The organism is Occallatibacter sp. (genome assembly GCF_036502485.1).
Classification (GTDB): Bacteria; Acidobacteriota; Terriglobia; order Terriglobales; family Acidobacteriaceae; genus Telmatobacter.
In genome coordinates this window covers 1-21946 of record NZ_DASXYM010000130.1, presented here as the reverse complement: position 1 = coordinate 21946, position 21946 = coordinate 1, and the positions used below count along the sequence as shown (strand labels likewise).

The following is a 21946-nucleotide window of genomic DNA, read 5'->3' as shown; positions in this document are numbered from 1 at the left end:
GGAACTCGCCACCGCCCTCGAAGCCGAACTCGCCGCCTCGCGCCCCATCTGCGACAACGGCTGGCTCCCCATGGAGCGCCAGGTCGGCAGCTCCGGCCAGACCGTCTCCCCCAAACTGTATCTCGCGGTGGGCATCTCCGGCGCCATCCAGCATCTGGTCGGCATGAAGGGCTCGCAGTGCATCGTGGCCATCAACAAGGATCCCGAAGCGCCTATCTTTGAGGTGGCCGACTACGGCATCGTCGGTGACCTCTTCGAAGTTGTGCCCGCCCTCACCGCCGCCCTCAAAGCCGCGAAGTAGCCAGTACCTTCCACGATCGTTCCACCATCAACCCCTGGGTTTCCCATCCTGTCGCCTTTTTTTGTGGCGACAGGATGGGAAACCACGAACCTCAGCCAGCCTCCGAGAGGCGGCGAAGCCGCGGTTGGCCCCACCGCAGGTGGCCCGGTTATCAACAACCCCGCCCCCTCCCCCTGTGCTAACTTCCAATCAAGACCCCACCCCGGGAAGCGGTAGAAGTGAAGCTGGTAACCCCTGTGCCTGGCAAACTGGAACTGATCGTCGGCCCCATGCGGAGCAACAAGACGGCAGAGCTGCTCCGCCGCATTGAAATCCGCCGCCAGTACGCCAAGCAGCACGTCCTCCTGCTCAAGCCCTGCGCCGACACCAAGGCCGCACCCGGCATCGTTGAAAGCCGCAACGGCAACGGCTGCGGCAAGATGGAAGCCGTCGAGTTCCCTTCCTCCGATCCCTGGACCGCCCTGCCCATCCTTGCCGCAACCGAGCAGCGCATCGGCAAGCGCGTCGAGTCCATCGCCATCGATGAGGGCCAGTTCGTCCAAGACCTCTTCCTGTTCACCAAACGCCTGCTCGAGTCAGGCCACGACGTGATGGTCTCCGGCCTTGAGCTCGACTTCCGCGGCCTCCCCTTCGGCGAAATGCTCTCCCTCTCCTGGCTGGTCCGCCACTACGCCGGAAACATCACCGAACTCGTCTCCTACTGCACCTGCGGCAACCGCGCCATCTACCCCCAGCGCCTGATTGAAGGCAAGCCCGCGCCCTTCGAGAGTCCCGTCATCATGGCCGGCGACAACTACGAACCCCGCTGCGCCGAACACTTCGTCCTCCCTGGCCGCCCCCACTGACAGCCGCCTCCAGCCGCCACGCCCCCTGCCAGCGCACGTCGACTGTGACGGCAGTCACCGCCTGGTCAGAAGGCCCATGTCACACTACCAATGCCTGTTTGCCTGGGAGTTTTGTGTTCGGAGCAGCGGCGTTGAGGCGAACGAGCAAAAGTTTACCAAAGAACTACCTAGTTCCCCTTTTTTCGCGAATTCGCCAACGCAAATGTCTAACTATAAGATATTAAACAATTTATCAATTCTTACCAAGTGATCTACATCACATAAAAAGCAAAGAAGGTCGCCCCTCCTGCCCGGGAAACAGACTTCTTCCGCAATGCACGCTGCGGGATCCCTATTATCAATGTGGTTAACACTTGCGGAGCAGAGGCAGTGTTCAGGCGACTTCGTTTTCCAGCGTGCCGATCGGCGCAATCGTAATCCGCACCCTGTCGCCGCTCTTGAGCGTGAAGTCGCTCGGCGGCACAATCCCCGTCCCCGTCATCAGAAAGCACCCATTCGGGAACGAGTTGTCGCGGAACAGATACTCCACCAGCGTCTTCAAGTCGCGCTTGATCTCCGAAATCTTGATGCACCCCGCAAAGGCGCAGCCATCCTCCCGAAAGATTTCCAGCGCAATCTCCGTCGTCTTCGGCAGCGCCCCTGAAGCCACCAGAATCCCCGGCCCCAGCGCGCAGCTCCCGTCATACACCTTGGCCTGCGGCAGATACAGAGGATTTTCGCCTTCAATATCGCGCGAGCTCATGTCGTTGCCCACGGTGTAACCGACGATCTTTCCCTGCGGACTGATGACCAGCGTCAGCTCCGGCTCCGGCACGGACCACGTCGCATCTTTCCGGATCCGCACCTTCCCGCCCGGTCCGACCGTGCGGCTGGCCGTTGATTTGAAGAACAGCTCCGGCCGCTGCGCCGAGTACACGCGATCGTAAAAGTCGCCCCCGCCCGCGGTCTCTGACTCCTCCATGCGCGCGCTGCGGCTGCGGTAGTACGTCACACCCGCGGCCCAGACCTCCTGGTGCTCAATGGGGGGCAGCAGGTCTGCGCGCGAGAACGCCGCAACGGGTTTGCCCTCGACCGCCCCGGTCAGATAGCCCTGCAGATCGTCCTGCGAAAGCAACTCATCCCAGGTGGCCCCGTTTACCGCGTAGTACTTCCCGTCCTTCTCGACGAACGAACCGGCAGTAGTGCGAAACAGTCTCATATCCGCGCCCTCCCAGTATGCTACATCCCGTCCTCCGCCCACCCAGGTGTAAACCTTCGTGCTAAACGGAATCGCACCACTCGTCGAAGACGCCCTGCCGAACAGCCGCGGCCAGCGCGTCGATGTCACCGGCCAGCACGCGATCCTGCTCCAGCTTCGGCACCACCTTGCGCACCGCCTCGTGTACCGCCTCCAGCGGGGGACTCGACTTCAGCGGCCGTCTGAACTCCACAGCCTGCGCCGCGCACATCAGCTCGATCCCCACAATGCGCTCCACATGCTCCACAATCTGCCGCAGCTTCAGCGCCCCCGTCATCCCCATCGACACGTGATCTTCTTTGCCGCCATCGGTGGGAATACTGCCCGTCGACGACGGGTGCGCCAGAACCTGGCACTCGTTGATCAGCGCCGCCGCCACAATCTGCGCAATCATGAAACCCGATGACAGCCCCGGGTCCGGCGACAAGAACGCCGGCAGTCCCTCATTGATGTCTGGATTCAGCAGGCGATCGATCCTGCGCTCCGTAATCCCCGCAAGATCCGTGATCGCAATCGCCGCATAATCCAGCGCGTACGAGAGTGGCGCTCCATGAAAATTCCCGCCGGACAACACATCCCCGCCACCCGCGCCGTCCGGAAAGATCAGCGGATTGTCGGTCGCCGACCCCGCCTCTGTCTCGAGCACCGATGCCACGTGGCCAAGCGCCCCGCGCACCGCCCCATGCACCTGCGGCATGCAGCGCAGGCAATACGCATCCTGCACGCGCGAGCAGTGCTCGCGATGCGACTCACGAATCTCCGACCCCTGCATCAGTGCGGTCAAATGCGCAGCCGCCGCAATCTGCCCCGCATGCGGACGCGCCTGCTGAATCCGTGGATCAAACGCGACGGGTGTGCCCATCAGCGCATCCAGTGACATGGCTCCGGCCACATCCGCCAGCCGCGCCAATCGCACCGCCCGCGCCACCGCCAGCCCGCCCACTGCTACCATCGCCTGCGTGCCGTTCAGCAGCGCCAGACCTTCCTTCGCCGCAAGCTGAACCGGCTTCAGTCCGGCCCGCTTCAGCGCTTCGCCGCCCGGCATCCGCGCACCGTGGTAGAACGCCTCGCCTTCGCCGATCACCACGAGCGCCAGATGTGCCAGGGGCGCAAGATCGCCGCTGGCGCCCACGCTTCCCTTCTCCGGAATCACCGGATGGACGCCGGCGTTCAGCAATGCCAGCAACAGTTCCAGCACCTCGATACGCGTGCCGCTGAACCCCTTCGCCAGCACGTTGGCGCGCAGCAGCAGCATGGCCCGCGACTCCGCCTCACTCAACGGCTGGCCCACACCGCCCGCATGGCTGCGCACCAGGTTCAATTGCAACTGCGCCAGGTTCTCGTTCGACACGCGCACATCGGCCAGTTTCCCAAACCCGGTGTTCACGCCGTACACGGTCTGCCCGGCCGCGACAATTTCCTCAATCAGCGCCCGGCTGGCCGCCATGCGCTCGCGGGCCGCAGCAGCAATCTCCACGCGAACGCGAGAAACAGAAACAGCCTCAATCTCGGCCAGGCTCAGTGGCTGGCCATCCAGAGTCAACACGTCCATAGAGTTGATGCTAGGCAGCTCGCGGCACGCAGTACAGATCGAACGCGTACTCAACGTTCGACTTACAATCCGAATCAACTATGCTGAATATCTATGGCAATGGATTCCACGGCCTTGATGGATAGCTACGGTCGGAAACTGCTGGAAGAGCTGCAGGAGAACGCACGCCTGAGCGTAGCCGAACTCGGACGCCGCATAGGCCTCTCTCCCACCGCCACCGCCGAGCGCCTCCGCCAGATGGAAGAAGTCGGGATCCTGCGCACCTACACCATCGACATCGACCGCGAAGCTCTCGGCCTTGAAGTCATGGCGTTCATCCGCATGAGTTGCAATGGCTCGCAATATCACCGCTTGCTCGATTTCGTGCAAACGCTTGAAGAGGTGCGCGAGTGCCACCACCTCACCGGCGGCGACGACCTGCTCCTGAAAGTTACTACTACCAACATGAGCGACCTTGAAGCGCTGATCGAAGCCCTTCTACCCTACGGCACGCCCATCACCAGCCTCGTGTTGTCCTCGCCCGTCGAGCGCAACAAATACGCAGTGACAGGCAAACTGGTCACCATCACCAAGAAGCCGCCGCTGCGCCGCAGGTAGTACGGCTCACCCGGATCGGCGCTATACTAGGCGCGCGAGGGGCATACCTCCTCATGGCCGCTGCCCTCCGCAAACCGGAGGCATCCATGCCCAATCCCAACGAACCAAATCCTGCTTCCATGCCCAAAACCGACGTGCTGCAAGCCCAGTCGCACGCGCCTCTCTCGGCTGAAGTGGTCGCCAAGGCCCTGGCACGCCACAAACGCGAACACCCGGCCGGCAAAGCCAATCCGGTAAAGACCAAGAAGCACCGCTGAATCCGCTGCGCGGCATCGGCGCCCCATCTTTACTCTGATTCGCTTACAGACGAAATCCCTGTGCCTCGCGCGCCGATGCCGTACTTCACTTCCAGAAACTCTCGCAGGCCATCTGGCAGCACCTGTGCAAGTTCCTGCCAGTTCAATGCGCTCATGCGTGTGCGCAACTCGGCCGATCGCACCGCGCGCAACACGTCGAACCACGCCTCGTTCAGGTCGGGCCGGCGCTGGTCGCAGATCACGCAGAACCGCGCACCCACTGCATGGGCAGCCAGCACGTTGCGGATGAGCTGATAGCCTCGATAGCGCATCTCGCGCGGCGCCTCCGCCTCGGCCTCGGCCACCACTCCCGCCTGGAACTCTCGCGCAACTTCTCCCACCTCATCAGCCGCCAGGCCGGAGGTATCCTCCCACTCCTGGGTATAGGCTTCATGGAATTCCTCGGCCGTCTTTCGCCGAACCACCATCACCTCGACCCGCGGCAATAGTTCGCGGTCAAACACCTCATCAAAATCGCGGTAACCCTCCACCACACCTGCCTTGCGCGTTTGAAAATCTCCCTCGGTCAGCTTCGCCTCAACCAGGAGGTCGCCCCAGCGCATATCCACTTCAGTACGGTCGAAGAGCCCCGACTTCAGCGGCACTTTCGCCTTCCAGCCAAACTCCGGAACGCCCTCCGCGCCGATCCCCAGCATCCGCCGCACTGCCGCGGATTCCACCACACCGAGCGTACAGAAAACATTCATCAGCAGCGCATCCGAGCTCATGCAGGAGTCCAGCTCCCGCCACTTGCGATGCGGATCCTCTGCCCACTTGGGAAGCGATCTCCCTTGTGCGTGCACCTTGTTCAACCGCTTCGACCATTGCGCCCGTGCCAGGATCGCCGCATACGCCGGCCCATAGAAGTTGCCGTGCCGATCGCCTTCGGGGCAGTACACCACCACCGGATCATCTCCGTAGCTCTCTACATGCGCCCGCCCCCGCGCATACTCCCGATTCCGCGACGCCAACTCGCGCCGCAATGCCCCTGAATACATCCCCGCTCGCAGTCCCATCTCTGCCAGCCTACAGCCCGCCGCCTCCACCTTCCGTACGAGACAGCCCCACTATCCCGCATGCGAAAATGGACCAGTGATTTCGGGCATTAAATTCTTCCCTGCTATCGTGGTCCTCGTCTCCGTCTTCGCCACAACCGCCGGATTCGCTGCAGACACGCCCGCCGATGTCAAAGCCGGGGCCACTCTCTATCGCGACAAAGGGTGCGGCTTTTGCCACGGCCCCGCTTTGCAGGGCACAAAAAAGGCTCCCGCGCTGGCTGACATTCGCAACGACAAAGCGTGGCCTGCCGGCAAGATGACCACCCAGATCCTTGATGGCGGTCAGAAGATGCCCCCCTTCCGCGACGCCCTCAGTGACGAAGAGATCGCGCAGCTCGTTGCTTTTCTCCGCGCCAAAGATCACCCCGCTCCGCCTCCGGCCGACCCGCCCTCCCACTGACCGCGGAGTCACAACCCAGGCGTCGAGCCCGCCGCTCCGGCGGGCATTTTCGTGTGCACTCGAAGGAGTCCGCTTCCGCCGCGGTTGGACAACCGCGTTTGCAGAATGAGAAACTTTTGCTCTCTGGAAAAACTCGCATAGTCCGGCTCTTCCGGCCGGCGTTCTTCCAGAAGGAGGTCGTTCGCTCGACATTCAGGCAGTAAGAGGCCAAGGAGTTCCCTGCTTTGCATCCATCTTCCCCTTCGCGCCGGCAAAAGGCCCGCTCACGCCTCATGCAGGCGTCCTGCCTTGCAGCCCTCTCGCTTGCCCTCGTTGCGCTCAATGCCTGCCACCGATCTTCTCGCATCGCAGACGGCAGGCGCGTGGACTTCAACCAGGACGTACAGCCCATCCTGGCCGCGCGCTGTTTCGCCTGCCACGGACCCGACCCCGAGATGCGCAAAGCTGGCCTGCGCCTGGATCTGGCCGAATTCGCCATGAAGAAGCGCCCTGGCCACCCCGACGCCATCGTGCCCGGCCATCCCGATCAGAGCGAACTCATCAAGCGCATTGAGTCGCACGATTCGCACTACCTGATGCCGCAGACCTCGCAAGGCGAAGCCAAGCCGATGAGCGCCGAGGAGATCGCCATCCTGAAGGAATGGGTCAAGCAGGGTGCTGTGTATCGTCCACACTGGGCCTTTGCAGCTCCCACACGGCCCGCTGTCCCGCAGTTGAAAACGCATGCTGGCTGGGCTCGCAACCCGATCGACAACTTCATCCTCGCCAGGCTCGACCAAGCCGGCCTGCCTCCCTCTCCTGAAGCCAACAAAGCCACCCTCATCCGCCGCGTCACGCTCGACCTGACCGGCCTGCTGCCCACGCCCGAAGAAGTCCGCGCCTTCGTCAATGACAACTCACCCGACGCCTACGAGCGCCTCGTCGATAACCTGCTCGCCCGGCCCGCGTTCGGCGAACAGCGCGGCCGCTACTGGCTCGACTACGCGCGCTACGCCGATACTTACGGCCTGCACTACGACAACAGCCGCCACATCTGGCCTTATCGCGACTACGTGATACGCGCGTTCAACTCGAACAAGCCCTTCGATCAATTCGCAACCGAGCAGATAGCGGGCGACCTGCTGCCCGGAAAAGACCTCGACCCGCTGATCGCCAGCGGGTACATACGAATGGGTGAGAGCAGCAATGAAGGCGGCACCATAGCGGAGGAGCTGCGTTTCAACATCGCCCGCGATCGCACCGAAGCGTATGGCGCGACCTTCCTGGGCCTTACCGTGGGTTGCGCGGTTTGTCACGACCACAAGTTCGACCCGACAACGCAAAAGGACTTCTACTCCCTCTCGGCGTTCTTCAACAACATCGACGAGAAGCCCTTCAACGGCGACCGCCCTGTGTGGACCCCGGTGGTGCGCATCCCCAAACCGCAGAACCGTGATGCTTACGACCGCGTCTACGCCAAACGCTCTGAACTCCTCGCGCAGCTTCGATCCATGCGCCTGCGCGAGCGCGGTCTCGTCCGCACCTGGCTTGCCTCGCACAACAATCCGCCGCAACCCGTCTCGACAGACAAGCTGCTCATCCGTCTTCGCCTGGACGAAGGCAGCGGCGACGTGCTTCACAACACCGCCCCGCACGCAAATCCCGCAACCTTCAAAGCCACCACCGTGCCCCCGCAGTGGGGTGAAACGACCTGGCTCTGGCCGGACTTCCGCATGCAGTCGAACACGCGCGTGACACTCGACAAATCCGGTGACTTCGAGCAGAACCAGGCCTTCTCCGCCGGCGGCTGGTTCATGTTTCGCTCTGCGCCGTACTTCGCGGTCGACGACAAGGCCGGCGCCATGATCGCGAAGATGGACAGCACCCAGCACAATCGCGGCTGGGACCTCACGGTCCGCAACGGCATCCTCACCGTCGAGCTGATCAACTCCGCGCCCAAAGACATAAAAGACAAGAAGCACCCCGACGGCAAAGAAGCCTTCCGGTATCCCTCTCCACGGAATCTGAGCAAACAGGAACTCGCAGTGTACAAGCCTCCCAAAAAGGAAGAGCCCAGGAAGGAGGACAAGAAAAAGGAGCCGAAGAAGAAAGAAGAACCGAAGAAAGAGCCTCCGCCCGACACCACGCCGCTGATCGCTATCCGAGTCTCGACGGTTGCAGCGCTCCCCACGGACGGCTCATGGCGACACATCTTCTTCACCTATGACGGCTCCGGCCGCGCCTCCGGCGTGAAGATCTTCCTTGACGGCAATTCCGCTCCGACACAGGTCGAAACCGACACGCTGCACGGCGCCAGCATTCGCACCTCCGTGCCCCTGCAGCTCGGCTGGCGCGCACCGGGCACGAATCCCGCCAAGGAACTTCGCTATCAGGACATTCGCCTTTACGGCCGCTCGCTGGCAGCCGATGAAGCCCGACGCCTGCCCTTTGAGGACTACGTCGCCGAGATTGCTTCCAAGCCAGAATCGCAGTGGACTGAGGACCAGGTTCACGTGGCTGGAGAGTATTACCTCAACAGCGTCGATCCAGCGTTCCGCACGGCGCAGGCCCAGATGCACGCGTTTGACGGGGAGCTCGACCAGATCTCGAGCGGCGGCGATGTCACGCAGGTGGCCTGGGAAAAGCCAACCCTCGCCTACGCTTCCGTGCTGGCACGGGGCAACTACGCGGCGCGGGAAGAGCGCGTGGAAGCCAACACACCCCACTATCTGCCGCCGCTGCCCAGAGACCTTCCGCGCAATCGGCTCGCTCTCGCCCGCTGGACCGTCAGCCCTGACAATCCACTCACCGCACGCGTGACGGTCAACCGCATGTGGTACGAGCTGTTCGGCACGGGCATCGTTGAGACCAACGAGGATTTTGGGATCATGGGCCAGCGTCCCACCCATCCCGAGCTCCTCGACTGGCTGGCCGTCGAGTTCCGCGAGAGCGGCTGGAACATCAAGCACATGTACAAGCTGATCGTGCTGTCCGCTGCCTATCGCCAGAGCGCCAGGTCCACGCCCCAACAGATTGCAAAGGACCCGCGCAATCTGCTGCTCTCGCACGGTCCGCGTTTCCGCATGGATGCCGAGATGCTCCGCGACATCGCGCTTCAGTCCGGCGGCCTGCTCGTCGATAAGATCGGTGGCCCCAGCGTGAAGCCGTATCAGCCTCCGAACGTCTGGGAGCAGGTCAGCTATCCCACCAGCGACACGCTCGTCTACGTGCAGGACCACGGCCCCGCGCTTTACCGTCGCAGCATGTATACCTACTGGAAGCGCATGGCCTCGCCGGCCAGCATGGACGCGTTCGACGCCCCCGTCCGCGACGCCGTGTGCACGCGCCGCCAGCGCACCGACACACCTCTTCAGTCCCTTGTGACGATGAACGACGTGCAGTGGATCGAAGCCGCGCGTGCGCTTGCCCAGCGCGTGATTCTCGAAGCCGGTCCGCAGCCTGATGCCCGGATCAATCGCATGAGCGAGATCCTTCTCGCCCACGACGTTACGCCGAGAACGATGGCCGTGCTCGAAGCCTCGCTCGCGCAAATGCAAAAGCACTACGCCGCTGACACAACGGCCGCGCGCGCTCTGGTGCATGAAGGCGAGAGTCATGCGGCTGGTAATATTCCGGAGCCCGAGCTCGCCTCCTGGACCATGATCGCCAACGAAATGCTCAACCTGGACGAGACACTGAACAAGTAGCCGAGGCGCCATGAAGCAGCATCCACTCTGTACCGACTGCGAACCCGAACTCGACGTCACGCAACTGCCCATTCCCTCTGGTCTCAAGCGCGAGTGGACTGCCGTCGAGACACGGCGCCAGTTCCTTGGCCGTTCCGGCAAAGTTCTCGGCTGGGCTGCACTCGCAAGCCTCTTTGGTGACGCCGCACTGCGCGGTCACGGCGCCGACGCAAAGAATCCCGCACTCGCCGCGCGCAACAACCTGGGCCTGCCGCACTTCGCCCCTAAAGCCAAGCGCGCCATCTATCTCTTCATGTCCGGCGGCCCTCCGCAGCTGGACATGCTGGACTACAAGCCGAACCTCGCCTCGCAGTTCAACAAGGACATCCCCGATTCCGTGCGTGGCAATCAGCAGCTCACCGGCATGACCGCCGGGCAGTCGCGGTTCCCCATTGCCCCATCCCACTGGGGTTTCAAGCAACACGGCCAGACCGGCACCTGGGTCAGCGATCTGCTGCCTTACACCGCGCGCATGGTGGACGATCTCACCATTGTCAAATCAACCAACACGGACGCTATCAACCACGAGCCGGCCATCATGTTCATCAACACCGGCAACATGAACCCCGGCAAGCCCTGCCTCGGTTCGTGGCTCGCCTACGGGCTAGGCAGCATGAACGATAACCTACCCACGTTTATTGTGCTGCAGACCAAAACCAATCCCAAGGAAAACAACCAGCCCGTCTCCTCGCGGCTATGGAGCAGCGGATTTCTTTCTTCTGAATATGCCGGCGTGGGCCTGCGCTCGGGCGGCGACCCCGTCCTCTATCTCGCCGACCCCCACGGCATCGATCGCGATGTGCGCCGCAAAATGCTGGACGCAGTGGAAGAGATCAATCGCCAGACTCTCGCCGATGTCGGCGACCCCGAAACCAACGCGCGCATCGCCCAGTATGAGATGGCGTTCCGCATGCAATCCTCGGTCCCCGAGCTTGCTGACCTCAGCAAGGAACCGCAATCCACGTGGGACCTCTACGGCCCCGACGCCAAAGTCGCCGGCAGCTTTGCTTACAACTGCCTGCTGGCGCGCCGCATGGCCGAGCGAGGGGTGCGCTTCACGCAGGTTTACAAGCGCGGGTGGGACGTACATGGCGACGTGGTCGGCACCCTGCCGATACTCTGCCAGGAAACCGATCGCGCCTGCTACGCGCTTGTCACGGACCTCAAGCGCCGCGGGCTTCTCGACGACACACTGGTTGTCTGGGCCGGCGAATTTGGCCGCACCGTCTACAGCCAGGGCGGCCTGAGCGCCGACAACTACGGCCGCGACCATCACCCCCGCTGCTTCACCACCTGGATGGTGGGCGGCGGTGTGCGCCCCGGCCTCACCTACGGCGAAACCGACGACTACAGCTATAACGTCGTCAAAGATCCTGTCCACGTGCGCAACTTCAACGCCACTATCCTCGCGTGCCTGGGCATCGATCACAACAAGCTCACATATAACTTCCAGGGGCTCGACCAGCGCCTCACCGGCCCTCAGCCGGCCTATGTCGTCAAGGATCTCCTCGCGTGATCGCGGCGGAAGAGGCCACCGGCGTGAAACGCGCGCGCATTGCACAATCCGCTTGGCTCCGTGTCCTCATTGGGAGCCTCGCCCTCATCGCACTCCCGTTTATGTTTCGACTCGACGGTCGCGCGCACGCCGACTGGCTGCAGTTTCTGGGCCGCTTTCATCCCGCGCTGCTGCATCTTCCCATCGGGCTGATTCTTCTGCTTCCTGTGCTTGAAATTGGCGGAACCCGCCGCCCCGCTCTGCGCGAAACAGCCGGGTTCGTGCTCCGCGCTGCGCTCGCCGTCGCCATTCCTACCCTGGCCCTCGGCTACATGCTGGCCTACGGCGCGGGCGACACAGGCGCCACCGTCAGCCGCCACGCATGGGGCGCCATCACCCTCTCGGTAGGCCTGATGCTGTGTGTCCTGACGCGCCCGGCATGGGCAGCGCGCAGACGACGACCAATCTACCCCGCGCTGCTCACCGCAACCCTGCTCGCGCTGATCTGGACATCGCACCAGGGCGGCTCCATCAGCCACGGCAGCGATTACCTCACCCACTACATGCCTGCCGGCCTCCGCCCCGTCTTCGGACTCAAGTCCAGCGAGAACGTAAACCCCGCTTCGTTTTACGCACAACACATCCGCCACGTCCTCGATGCCAGATGCGTATCCTGCCACAACAGCAGCAACGCGCAAGCCAGACTCCGTCTGGACACCTATGATGCCCTCATGCGCGGCGGACAAGACGGCGCCGCCGTATCTCCGGGCAAGCCTGAACTCAGCCTGCTCCTGGTCCGCGTCACGCTTCCGGCCAGTGACAAGCATTTCATGCCGGCCGAAGGCCGTACGCCTCTCACTTCGGAAGAGATCTCCTGGATCCGCGCCTGGATCCGTGCGGGCGCATCGCCTTCCGCTAGTACCGTAGCCGGCGTCAATCTCCCCGCGGATCGAAGTGAAACGCCCCCGCAACCGGTCGGCGACTACAGCGCGCTCGTGCCCGAAATCCAGCGCATGCAGCAGAGCCAGGGCGCCAAACTCGTGCCCGTCTCGAACCAGCCGAGCGACGGCCTCATCCTGCGTACCAACGACATCGCCTTCACGTTCAACGACGCGCAACTGGCCCAATTTCAGAAGTACGGTCCCTACATCGTCGAAGCCGAACTGGCGCGGACCGCCATCACGGACGCGTCCTTTGACACGCTACGCACCTTCACGCATTTGCGCGCACTGCATCTTGAAGGCACATCCATCACGGGGAGTGGTCTTGCGAAACTCAGCACGCTCTCGCAGCTGAGTTACCTGAACCTCAGCGGCACCAAGGTGACCGCACAGACAGCCGCCGCACTCAAAGACATGCCTCGCCTGCTCCACGTGTATCTCTTCAACACGCCGGCACAGCCTGACGATACTTCCGCAAGGATCACGCCATGAAGCACGATTGCTCCCGCCGCAATTTTCTTGCCACGGCCGGCGCCAGCATAGCCGCAGCCGCAGTCTCCGCCCCATCCTACGCAAAGGCATCTGACATGCAAACACCCTCGCAGCGTCTTCTGACGGGCAACGGCGAATGGACCTATGAAGTCGTCCCCAACTGGGGCGCCCTCCCCGCCGGAACCACGTTTGGGGGAACCCATGGCGCAATCGCGCAGGACAAGGCCGGCAACATCTACATCAGCACGCAAAGCACCACCGGCATTCTGGTCTACACTCCCGATGGCCGCTTCCTCAAGACCATCGCCGCGGAATTCCCTGAAGTCCACTCCATTCTCCACGCCGAAGAAGGCGGAATCGAATACTTCTACACCACCGTGCAGAAGGGCACTCCCCAGGAGAACTGGCTGTTCGTCAAGATGAAGCTAGACGGCACGCCCGTTCTCAAGATCACCGCGCCAGGGCAAGCCGGATTCAAAGCTCCCAACGAATGGCGCCTCACCGCCGCACTCCCCGCACCCGATGGCGGCATCTTCATCGCCAATGGCTATGGCGACTCCCGCATTTTCCGCTTCGATCGCACCGGCAACTACATGCGCAGCTACTCCGGCAAAGGCTCTGACCCCGGTTTGCTCAACTGCAGCCACGGCCTCGCACTCGACACCCGCTACGATCAGCCGCTGCTGCTGGTCTGCGACCGCGAGAACCGCCGTCTTTGCCACTTCGATTTCGACGGCAAATACGCCGGCACCGTCACGGAGCATCTACGCCGGCCGTGCCAGGTCAGCTTCCACGGCGATTACGCCATCGTGTCCGAACTGGAAGGCCGCGTCGTGATCCTCGACCGCGACAATGTCCCGGTGGCCTTCCTTGGCGACAATCCGTTGAAGACGCAATGGGCCAATTACGATCTCGATCCGGCCGCGATCGCCACCGCCACGTTCTCCGCCGCGCATGGATGCTTGATTGATCGCGACACGAACATCTACGTCTCCGACTGGAACCGCACCGGGCGCATCACCAAACTCACTCGGCATCGTGTTTGAACAGCCGACCACAAGACGCCAGTCTTCTTAGGTCCCGGTTGCGAGTCCGAAACGGCACGCCTCACATGCGGCTTGCCGTCAACGCACTTTCCCGGTCAGGGTAGATATCCAGTAAAGACTGGAACCCGGAGATCTCGATCAACTCCATCACCTGAGGTGGAACTGAAAAGATGCCGGTACGGCCGCCGTTCTGGGCGGTGGACTTAATGATTTTGAGGATTGAGCGAAGCCCCAGGCTGCTGAGGTAAACAAGCCGGGACACATCAAGAAGGACGCGCTTGTGCTTCTCCTCGAGCAACGCAGCAATCTGCGCGTCAAATGCCGGCGCAGTTGCCGTGTCGAGACGCCCCACAACGGTCACCACCGGGACACCCTGAATGCTCAGGATTTGCGACGGAGCCGATCCCGGGGAGATGTTCTGCATAGTCGAAAACTACTAGAGAAGACCGTCTGTGGATAGGAAAAACTCGGCCCGCAGGCGCCGTATGGCTTTGTCCTGAGTTGAGTTCAGGAAAGCGCCTTGGTCAACGTCAGCCGGTTCAGCCCGTCGCGGCGCTCATAGCTGATTGCGTCCGCCAGGTTGCGCAGGAGATGAATCCCCAACCCGCCGATTGGACGGTCCTGCACTGGGAGAGTCAGATCCGGACCTTGCTCCGCCAGTGGATCGAAGGCATGTCCATCATCAACCGCGGTCAGGGTCAGCGCCTGATCCGCAACACTGAGCGTAAACACGATGGTGTGTTCCCCGCCATCGTCATACGCATAATCGATACAGTTGGTCACAATCTCTTCAATGGCCAGCGGGGCGAGGTACTTCGCCCTGGGTGATGGATGGTATGCCTCAAGCCATGCCTCGGCTTTCTCCGCTGCAGGCGCAATGGCATCGCGGGTACTCTTCACCTCGATGGTCAGGCTTTCACCCAATCTGTTTCGATCCCCGCTTGATTTTCCTGAGCTTACAAGCCCCTCCCCCGGTGCGCAAGGGGGTGGGCGGCACGCATTGAAATCCTACGCGCCGGTCGCGGAACGGGTCGACTTCACTAAGGGACGGGGGGGGTTGGGTATTTACCAACCAGTTATCATGCGATGCGGGGGAACGATGCATTGCCTGCGCCGGAGGCCGGGAGTTCCGCCCCCAAATGTGAGCTGAAACACTATATGGTTTTCGCTAAGCCACTTTGTTTTCAACGAGTGGCCCTAAACATGCGCGGAAACAAGAAACAATGCACCTAATAATTTTCTGGTAAACGATGCTTGCTGGGTTGGTTTGACCCGAAACGAACCCGATGCGCCCGAGTTGGAGATTTTGGAGCAAACGATCTCCTGTCCGCCGAGAGAAGCGGCAGGAGGAAAGTATGCGCCACCTGTCGCCTGGTCACTGTGCGCGCTGTCACAGGTGTGTGTTCGCCGTGCCGCTGGTGGTCGTGGATTGCGCTTCGGGCGCGCGGGCAGCCCGGCCGCAGGTAGTCAGCTGACGTGGACAATCGGCCGGCGCGCAATCTCCGGCACGGCTTTCCGCAACACCTCATGGGTGAGGGGGGCCGCATCTCCCTCGCCCAGGAACAGGAAGCGGAAGATGTTCGCCACCGGATTGCCTTCTTTCCAGTTGAAGTAAATGTGCGGCACGCACCCGGTCATCTGTTCCACGTGCAGGAGGAAGGCTGCGATGGAATTCGCGACAATGGGACTACGCGTGCTGAGAATGCAATGGTTCTGAATCCGCTCACCTTCCACGCGGAGTTGATCCGAGAACTCCGACGCATCGGTCCGCTCCACCTGCAGGAATACGATCTTGGCGTGGGGGGGGAGCCCGTGCACCTTGCGGATCATGTTGTCCAGCCGATCCAGATCCTCGGCCGTGGCCGGCTTCGGCTTGCGCGGAATAACGCGCACAGATTCCGCGCCAGCCGACCGGATGATGTCCTCCGCCGCCGCGTCGAGTTTCACGCCGGTAATGCGCAACTCCGTTGAGCGCGTCGCCCGCGATGCAAACGACACCACCAGGATCGTCGCAATGAACATGCAGGAAATTTTCAATCCTTCCGGCCGCTCCGCAATGTTCATCAAGGTCGTGTAGATGAAGACCAGGGCCACCGCCAGGTACATCCACCTGGCGCGCGTATCCCACACGGCCATGGTCACCGCGCACGCCGCAGAGGTAATCAGCACCAGCACGCCGGTGGCATAAGCGCCGCCCTGCGCATCCACATTGGCGTGGAACGCGGTCGTCACCAGGAAACCGACTCCCATGAACACAAGCACCAGCGGCCGCGACGCCCTCGCCCATTCCGGGGCCATGCCGAAGCGCGGCAGATAGCGCGGGATCAAATTGAGTAATCCGGCCATAGCCGAAGCTCCGGCAAACGCCAGAATCAGAATTGTGCTGATGTCATACACCGACCCGAAAGCGTTGCCCATATAGGCGTGGGCCAGATACGCCAGTGCGCGCCCGTTGGCCTGCCCGCCGTCTTGAAACTCTTGCGGTGGAATCAGCACCGTGGTTACAAAGCTGGTGGCGATCAGAAACACGCTCATGATCAACGCAGCCGTAGCCAGCAGCTTCTGGGTGTTGCGAACCCGCTGCTCCAGCGTCTCGCCTTTGATGAGAGGCATTACCGCCACGCCGGTTTCAAACCCCGACAGCCCGAGCGCGAGGCGCGGAAACAACAGCAGGCAGAGCCCTACCACGCCCCACCAGTTGGGATGCTGCGCCCATACCGCGCTCTCCCAGATCTTCACCACATGGGGATGCCGCATTACCTCGATCGCAGCCCGCACCGTCACGATTGCGTTCAGCAGCAGATACGCGGCCACCAGAAGGACGGCAATGCCGATAGCCTCCTTGAATCCCTTGAGGAACACGACGCCCAACGCGGCGAGCAGCAGAATCGTCACCAGCATTTGCCCCTGCAGCCACGCCGGCGCAAACGGATTGTGCACGAAGTGCGCCGCGGCGTCTGCCGCGGAGAGGGTCATGGTGATGATGAAGTCGGTGGTAGCAAAGCCGAGCAGCACCAGTACGAAGATCTTGCCGCCCCACTCCGGAAACAGCCGCTCGAGCATGGCGATGGAGCCTTGTCCGTTGGGACTCGCCTTAGCCACGCGCTGATAGAGCGGCAGGGCCGCAAACAGCGTGACGAGCACGAGCACCAGGGTAGCAACCGGAGAGAGCACGCCGGCGGCCAGGAATGCGATCCCGGGCTGATAGCCGAGGGTCGAGAAGTAATCCACGCCCGTAAGGCACATCACCCGCCACCAGGCATGCTCGGGCTCCGCCTTGCCGTGTACACCCCCGGGAAGCTTCAGGTCGGCGAGGAGCCAGTCCGCTAACTTCGGCAACGTCATCCACCCATTCTCAACAGAACCAACCGGTTAGATGCAGTTTCCCGGACGTCCCCGGCTCTGGTCAACAAAGTTGAAACGCTCTGCCGAGAGCGTAAATAAACCGTAAGGACGGAACCTGTTGACAGATTCGCCGCCAAAAGATGCTACAGTGGATGAACTACTCGTCACTGAGGAGACCCATGGCCGGCGATATTCAACTCACGTGCAGCGACTGCGGACAAGATTTCACTTTCACAGCCGCTGATCAAGCGTTCTTTCAGGAGCGCGGTTACTCGACACCCAAGCGATGCAAGCCCTGCCGGACGGCCAAGAAAAATGACCAGATGGCTGGAGGTGGTGGGTCCGGGTACCGTTCCGCTCCTTCGCAGGGAACACCCGTAATCTGTTCTGGATGTGGTCAGCCCACGACGGTTCCGTTCGAACCGCGCGGCGACCGTCCGGTATTCTGTCGCGATTGTTACCAGGCGCGCAAAGGCAGCAGCGGGGGCGGCGGTGGCCGCGCCCGGGCACGCTACTAAACCTCACCGGGTCCCGACGCTTCCCTTGGGACCCAAATTCCCCGCTCATCAAGCACGACTCCAAAGAGACGGAGCTGTCTCACCTTCCCTCTGGCGTAACTTGATCGGGAAATCTCTATTCAAAGCATTGTGACCCGGTTCGTGACCACGCGCGTTCCGCTGTGCCTTGTGTCGGCGGTGGCGTTTGCCTGCTTGTCCGCACCGCAAATCCATTCACAACCTCCTGTGCCCCATCCTGTCGTCTTGTTGCCGGCGACAGGATGGGGGACCACGGAAGCGGCCGGGGCTTTTGGCCGCGGCTTGGATGCCGCTTCGACTTCTGCCGCTCCCTCGCTTGCCGGAGGCGCGCAATCCGCGTCATCCAGCAGCTGCACTCTGCGCATCCACGTGGATGGATTCCGCAACACTCGCGGCAACCTCGGCACCATCCTCTTTTCGTCGTCGCCCGGCTGGCCTGAAGACAAAAGCAAAGCCTTCCGCCACGGTCCTGCTCCCATTGATAAAGCGACCCGCACTGCGGTGGCCGAGTGGCCCAACCTGCTCCCAGGCGATTACGGAGTAGCCGTCATCCACGACGAGAACTCCAATGCCAAGCTCGATCGCAACCTGATCGGGATTCCGAAAGAGGGGTTCGGGTTCGCCAACAACCCGCACGTGGCCCTCACCGCCCCGGCGTTTCAGCAGGCACTGGTCCACGTCAGCTGCCCCGTAACTGAGACAACAATTCATCTGCAATATAAATAAGCGATTAAACCAGACGGGCTTCCGGATGAGGGGCTTGCAGGGGTATGCAGCACGCTGTGAACCGCATGGAGAAGATCTTCCACGAGCCGGTGTTTCACTCCGAGAGTCGCAGCGGTCGACATGCCGGCAATGAAAAGGGCGCCCGTTCAGGCGCCCCAATGTCAAACCGTTTCTCGATCTAACGCTTCTTGCCGGGCTTTGCTCCGCTTTTCTTCGCAGGCGTGTGAGGCTTCGCCTTCGCGGGCGCCGGTTTCCCGGACTTGGCCACAACCTTCGGAACCGACTTGTGCGCCGGCTTGGCGTGTGGCTTCAGCGCTGCTTTCTTCACCGGGGCGTGCTTGGCCGGAGCGTGCGCAGCCGGCTTCCTGGCGGGGGCTGCCGCTTTTACCGGAGCGGCCGGTTTGGCAGGAGGCTTCGCAGGGGCGTGTTTCGCCGGCGCAGGAGCGTGTTTCGCCGGGGCTGCCTTGACGGGAGCGTGCTTTGCAGGGACAGGAGCGGCCTTGACAGGGGCCTTAGCAGGCTCCACATGCTTCTTGGGAGGCGTCTTTTCAGCCGCTTTGGCGGCCTTTGCGGGAGCACTCTTTTGGGCAGCTTTGGTGGGCTTGGGCGCCGACTCTTCGTCCTCTTCGTTTTCCTCGTCTTCCTCCTCGGCCTCATCGTCGGCGGAGTCTTCCTCATCCACTCTTACTGCCGGCATGTCCTCTTCGTCTCCATCGCCGCGGACCAGGCGTACAGGAGTCTCTACCTCTTCGTCATCCTGGCCCATGTCGTCGAGATCGTCGTCGTCGCCATCGTCCTCGGATTCCTCCTCGTCCTCCTCGAAGGTCTCCTTCACCTTTTCGGCCTTCCGGCCGCGGGTCCGCTTCACGGTAACCTGCGGCGGCGGGGCGGGCGGCGAGTACGGCTCGAGGAACGCCTTCATCTCCTCCGGGGTAGTCAGCTTGCCGTCGATGAGCTGCAGAAAGACCTGGTGCAGGATCTCGTTGTAATTCGCCAGTTCCGGCCGGATCCGCATCTCCTGCATGAGGGCGTACGGCATCTTCTGACGCTGCTCCGGCCACACCTTCAGGAAGTCGTTATAGCGTTCTCGAACCGCTTTGTCTTTGCTGGTAAACCCAAGCCAGAGAACGGCTTCCGGATCATAGCTCGTGAACAACTTGAAAGCTGCCGAGGGCTGCTGGTTCTCCTTTGCGAGCAAGACCTTCTGGAAGCCGGAGGCAAAGGCGTCCAGACTGTTCCACTCTTCCACAAATCCTGGGCGCAGCAGCGTTTTCTTGAGACCGGCCAACTCTTTCGGGTTCATTTTGGCCGTAAGCAACTGCATCTGGGGAGCTGAAATATCGGCGTGCACACCTTGCACCAGGAGTTCCACTGACAGGTCATGCAATGCCTGCAACTTCTCCGTGTCGACCTTGGCGGTTGTCCAGGCGGGACAGAGCACCTTCATCCATCCTTCGGCCTCGTGGGCCTGCAAGACGCGGAAACCGCCGTCCTCATGCCCGATTTGCTCGAGTTCGCGGCTGCGCTGGAAGTCCGACAGGGACTCGATCACGCCTTCAGCCTTGGCGTTTTCGTAGCGGGTCTCGGTCTTTGGGTCCAGTTCCCATCCCAGACGCGTCTTATAGCGCGTGGCTCGAATCAGCAGCGCCGGCTCGTCAAGAAAACCGTAATTGGACACCAGACGCAATGCTCTCGCCTCGATGTCCGCTACCCCGTTCAGCGGGTCCATCAGCAATCCGAACGATCCCTCGTTCAACGAGATGGCCATGGCGTTTACGGTGAAATCGCGGCGCCTGAGGTCCTCCTGGATGGAACCCCAATGGTAGGTAGGGTGGCCTGGCTTTTTGTACTCCACGCGATGCGCGCTCGCCACATCCACCCGCACGGTACCGGGGAAGCAGAGATACAGGGTGCGGGAGGCATCATGTTCACCCCAGACCTTAGCGCCCACCTCCTCCAATGGTTTCTTGAGCTTGAGAGCATTACCATAAACGGCTACTTCAAGGTCGCGCACGGCATGGCCGCTGGTGAGATCCCGGACAGCGTCGCCAACCAGAAACAGGATCATCTCTGCTTCGCGCGCCGCATCCCGCAGTAGCCGCAAGGCGCTTCGTTGGTCGGCCGACAGCCGGTTTTCGAGGAGGTAGATGTAATCGGGCATCGAGTTTCCTCTCGTACTGGCGTCTGGGTCGCCTCCAAGTGCCTCATCCAGAACTGCTTAACGGTCTACTGGCACTCGTTTCAAAAGGCCACCTTATCATAACCACGTAAAAATGAACAGATAAGGAAGGCGCAAATCTGCACCGGAGGGAGTTCATTCGGGAAGAGTGGAATTGAGAGTTACGCAGGGCCAGAGTGGCAGCGTGAGCGAGTGAATGACCGGTATTTGGGTAATTGAGAAGCGCTGTGACTTCGCCACTTTGTAACAGATGCTCTCTTGCCGAGGGCGGCGCCGCATCCTGCGGCCTGCTTTGTGCGACAATGGCAATCCGATGGCCTCGCAGCGCAAGCCGGTGATTGTACGCAAGTTCAGCCGCGACTGGGTAGCCGGATACGCTGCAATGAACTTCGGCCAGGGCGGGCCGGAGATGGAGATCCTGGACCTTGGAGGCAAGGTGGTCTGGATCCGCTGGGAGACGGTGAAGTGGGTCTGCTATGTGCGCGACTTCCCTTCGCCGGCCGATCAGGCCAATCCTGAGCGGCTGAACCATAAGCGCTTTGCGGTGCGTCCCCGGAGCGCCGGATTGTGGATCCGGATGACTCTGAACGATGGCGAGGAACTCGAGGGCCTTGCTGCCAATGACAAGTCGCTGGTGGAGGGCGCGGGGCTGATGCTCACCCCTCCTGATCAGCGCTCCAACACGCAGCGGATCTTCGTGCCTCGCCAGGCGATTCAGAACCTCGAGGTTCTGAGCCTGATTGGCGCGGGGAGACGGCGGCCCTCCAGCGCCTCGCAGCCGGATCTGTTCCCGACCGACAGCGGCAACTAGCTCTGCCGCTCGCGGCCGCGGCATTTACAATTCACCCGATGACGTTAGGCGAATTGGCAAGTGCGCTGGGCGCGGAGCTGCGCGGGAACGCCGAGCTCGAAATCACTGGCGTGAAAGGTATTGAGGACGCCGGTCCCAGCGAGATCACCTTTGTCGCCAATCCTAAATACGCCGGTCTGGCGCGCACGACGGAGGCGGCCGCGGTTCTGGTTGAGCCGGAATTTCCGGAGATCAGCACCGCGACACTTCGGATCAAAAATCCATATCTTGCCTTCTCGCGTGCGCTGGGTCTTTTCTATCAGCCGCCGGCGTATGCGCCGGGCATTCACGCGACCGCTGTGATTGATGCCACGGCGGAGGTTGG

20 protein-coding genes are annotated in these 21946 nt (G+C 61.9%); 13 read left to right on the top strand and 7 right to left on the bottom strand.

Annotated features, from left to right (window positions below):
* Together VGL22_RS17010 and VGL22_RS17005 are read left to right on the top strand one after the other, a co-directional pair.
* A partial coding sequence (locus tag VGL22_RS17010; RefSeq protein WP_465268140.1) for an electron transfer flavoprotein subunit alpha/FixB family protein occupies positions 1-301 on the top strand: 301 nt, incomplete at its 5' end.
* A gap of 218 nt (positions 302-519) precedes the next feature.
* Positions 520-1146 carry a thymidine kinase gene (locus tag VGL22_RS17005; RefSeq protein ID WP_465268139.1) on the top strand — a complete coding sequence of 209 codons (627 nt, stop codon included), beginning with the start codon at positions 520-522 and terminating at the stop codon, positions 1144-1146.
* Positions 1147-1519: 373 nt separating this feature from the next.
* Here VGL22_RS17005 and VGL22_RS17000 read toward each other — a convergent pair whose 3' ends face one another.
* Positions 1520-2344 carry a fumarylacetoacetate hydrolase family protein gene (locus tag VGL22_RS17000; RefSeq protein WP_465268138.1) on the bottom strand — a complete coding sequence of 275 codons (825 nt, stop codon included), beginning with the start codon at positions 2342-2344 and terminating at the stop codon, positions 1520-1522.
* 61 nt (positions 2345-2405) lie between these two features.
* A complete protein-coding gene (gene hutH / locus VGL22_RS16995) occupies positions 2406-3935 on the bottom strand; it encodes a histidine ammonia-lyase (RefSeq protein ID WP_465268137.1) in 1530 nt (509 codons plus the stop codon).
* A 93-nt stretch (positions 3936-4028) separates the two neighbouring features.
* On the opposite strand from hutH, the gene VGL22_RS16990 reads away from it, so the two are divergent.
* Both VGL22_RS16990 and VGL22_RS16985 read left to right on the top strand, forming a co-directional pair.
* Complete coding sequence (locus VGL22_RS16990) at positions 4029-4532, top strand: Lrp/AsnC family transcriptional regulator (RefSeq protein ID WP_465268136.1); 504 nt, start codon at positions 4029-4031, stop codon at positions 4530-4532.
* Positions 4533-4618: 86 nt separating this feature from the next.
* A complete protein-coding gene (locus VGL22_RS16985; RefSeq protein WP_465268135.1) occupies positions 4619-4789 on the top strand; it encodes a hypothetical protein in 171 nt (56 codons plus the stop codon).
* A gap of 29 nt (positions 4790-4818) precedes the next feature.
* Here the strand turns inward: VGL22_RS16985 and VGL22_RS16980 are convergent, their stop codons facing one another.
* On the bottom strand, positions 4819-5826 hold the full coding sequence (locus tag VGL22_RS16980; RefSeq protein ID WP_465268134.1) for a PGN_0703 family putative restriction endonuclease: 1008 nt from the start codon (positions 5824-5826) through the stop codon (positions 4819-4821).
* Between the two features lie 94 nt (positions 5827-5920).
* On the opposite strand from VGL22_RS16980, the gene VGL22_RS16975 reads away from it, so the two are divergent.
* The 5 genes from VGL22_RS16975 (at position 5921) to VGL22_RS16955 (ending at position 13985) form a co-directional block, all read left to right on the top strand.
* Positions 5921-6286 carry a c-type cytochrome gene (locus tag VGL22_RS16975; RefSeq protein ID WP_465268133.1) on the top strand — a complete coding sequence of 122 codons (366 nt, stop codon included), beginning with the start codon at positions 5921-5923 and terminating at the stop codon, positions 6284-6286.
* Between the two features lie 224 nt (positions 6287-6510).
* Positions 6511-9972, top strand: coding sequence for a DUF1553 domain-containing protein (locus VGL22_RS16970; RefSeq protein ID WP_465268132.1), 3462 nt, complete (start codon positions 6511-6513; stop codon positions 9970-9972).
* Positions 9973-9982: 10 nt separating this feature from the next.
* On the top strand, positions 9983-11527 hold the full coding sequence (locus tag VGL22_RS16965) for a DUF1501 domain-containing protein (protein WP_465268131.1): 1545 nt from the start codon (positions 9983-9985) through the stop codon (positions 11525-11527).
* Positions 11524-12939, top strand: a complete 1416-nt coding sequence (locus tag VGL22_RS16960) for a c-type cytochrome domain-containing protein (protein ID WP_465268130.1) — start codon at positions 11524-11526, stop codon at positions 12937-12939. The genes VGL22_RS16965 and VGL22_RS16960 overlap by 4 nt, the downstream gene beginning before the upstream one ends.
* Positions 12936-13985 (top strand): twin-arginine translocation signal domain-containing protein, encoded by a 1050-nt coding sequence (locus tag VGL22_RS16955; protein WP_465268129.1) that lies wholly within the window; start codon positions 12936-12938, stop codon positions 13983-13985. The genes VGL22_RS16960 and VGL22_RS16955 overlap by 4 nt, the downstream gene beginning before the upstream one ends.
* Before the next feature lie 61 nt (positions 13986-14046).
* On the opposite strand, the gene VGL22_RS16950 is transcribed toward VGL22_RS16955, so the two are convergent.
* The 3 genes from VGL22_RS16950 to VGL22_RS16940 all read right to left on the bottom strand — a co-directional run bounded on the left by VGL22_RS16950 (position 14047) and on the right by VGL22_RS16940 (position 17330).
* Positions 14047-14409 carry an STAS domain-containing protein gene (locus VGL22_RS16950; protein WP_465268128.1) on the bottom strand — a complete coding sequence of 121 codons (363 nt, stop codon included), beginning with the start codon at positions 14407-14409 and terminating at the stop codon, positions 14047-14049.
* A gap of 83 nt (positions 14410-14492) precedes the next feature.
* Positions 14493-14909: an ATP-binding protein gene (locus tag VGL22_RS16945; protein ID WP_465268127.1), complete on the bottom strand. Its 417-nt coding sequence runs from the start codon at positions 14907-14909 to the stop codon at positions 14493-14495.
* 543 nt (positions 14910-15452) lie between these two features.
* On the bottom strand, positions 15453-17330 hold the full coding sequence (locus VGL22_RS16940; RefSeq protein WP_465268126.1) for an APC family permease: 1878 nt from the start codon (positions 17328-17330) through the stop codon (positions 15453-15455).
* A gap of 140 nt (positions 17331-17470) precedes the next feature.
* Between VGL22_RS16940 and VGL22_RS16935 the strand changes: the two genes are divergently transcribed.
* Both VGL22_RS16935 and VGL22_RS16930 read left to right on the top strand, forming a co-directional pair.
* On the top strand, positions 17471-17848 hold the full coding sequence (locus tag VGL22_RS16935) for a zinc-ribbon domain containing protein (protein ID WP_465268125.1): 378 nt from the start codon (positions 17471-17473) through the stop codon (positions 17846-17848).
* A 141-nt stretch (positions 17849-17989) separates the two neighbouring features.
* Positions 17990-18592: a DUF2141 domain-containing protein gene (locus VGL22_RS16930; protein ID WP_465268124.1), complete on the top strand. Its 603-nt coding sequence runs from the start codon at positions 17990-17992 to the stop codon at positions 18590-18592.
* Between the two features lie 178 nt (positions 18593-18770).
* On the opposite strand, the gene VGL22_RS16925 is transcribed toward VGL22_RS16930, so the two are convergent.
* Complete coding sequence (locus VGL22_RS16925; protein WP_465268123.1) at positions 18771-20753, bottom strand: tRNA nucleotidyltransferase/poly(A) polymerase family protein; 1983 nt, start codon at positions 20751-20753, stop codon at positions 18771-18773.
* 268 nt (positions 20754-21021) lie between these two features.
* On the opposite strand from VGL22_RS16925, the gene VGL22_RS16920 reads away from it, so the two are divergent.
* Together VGL22_RS16920 and VGL22_RS16915 are read left to right on the top strand one after the other, a co-directional pair.
* A complete protein-coding gene (locus tag VGL22_RS16920; RefSeq protein ID WP_465268122.1) occupies positions 21022-21582 on the top strand; it encodes a DUF6982 domain-containing protein in 561 nt (186 codons plus the stop codon).
* Between the two features lie 53 nt (positions 21583-21635).
* Positions 21636-21946: LpxD N-terminal domain-containing protein (locus tag VGL22_RS16915; protein ID WP_465268121.1), on the top strand; the 311-nt coding region annotated here is incomplete at its 3' end.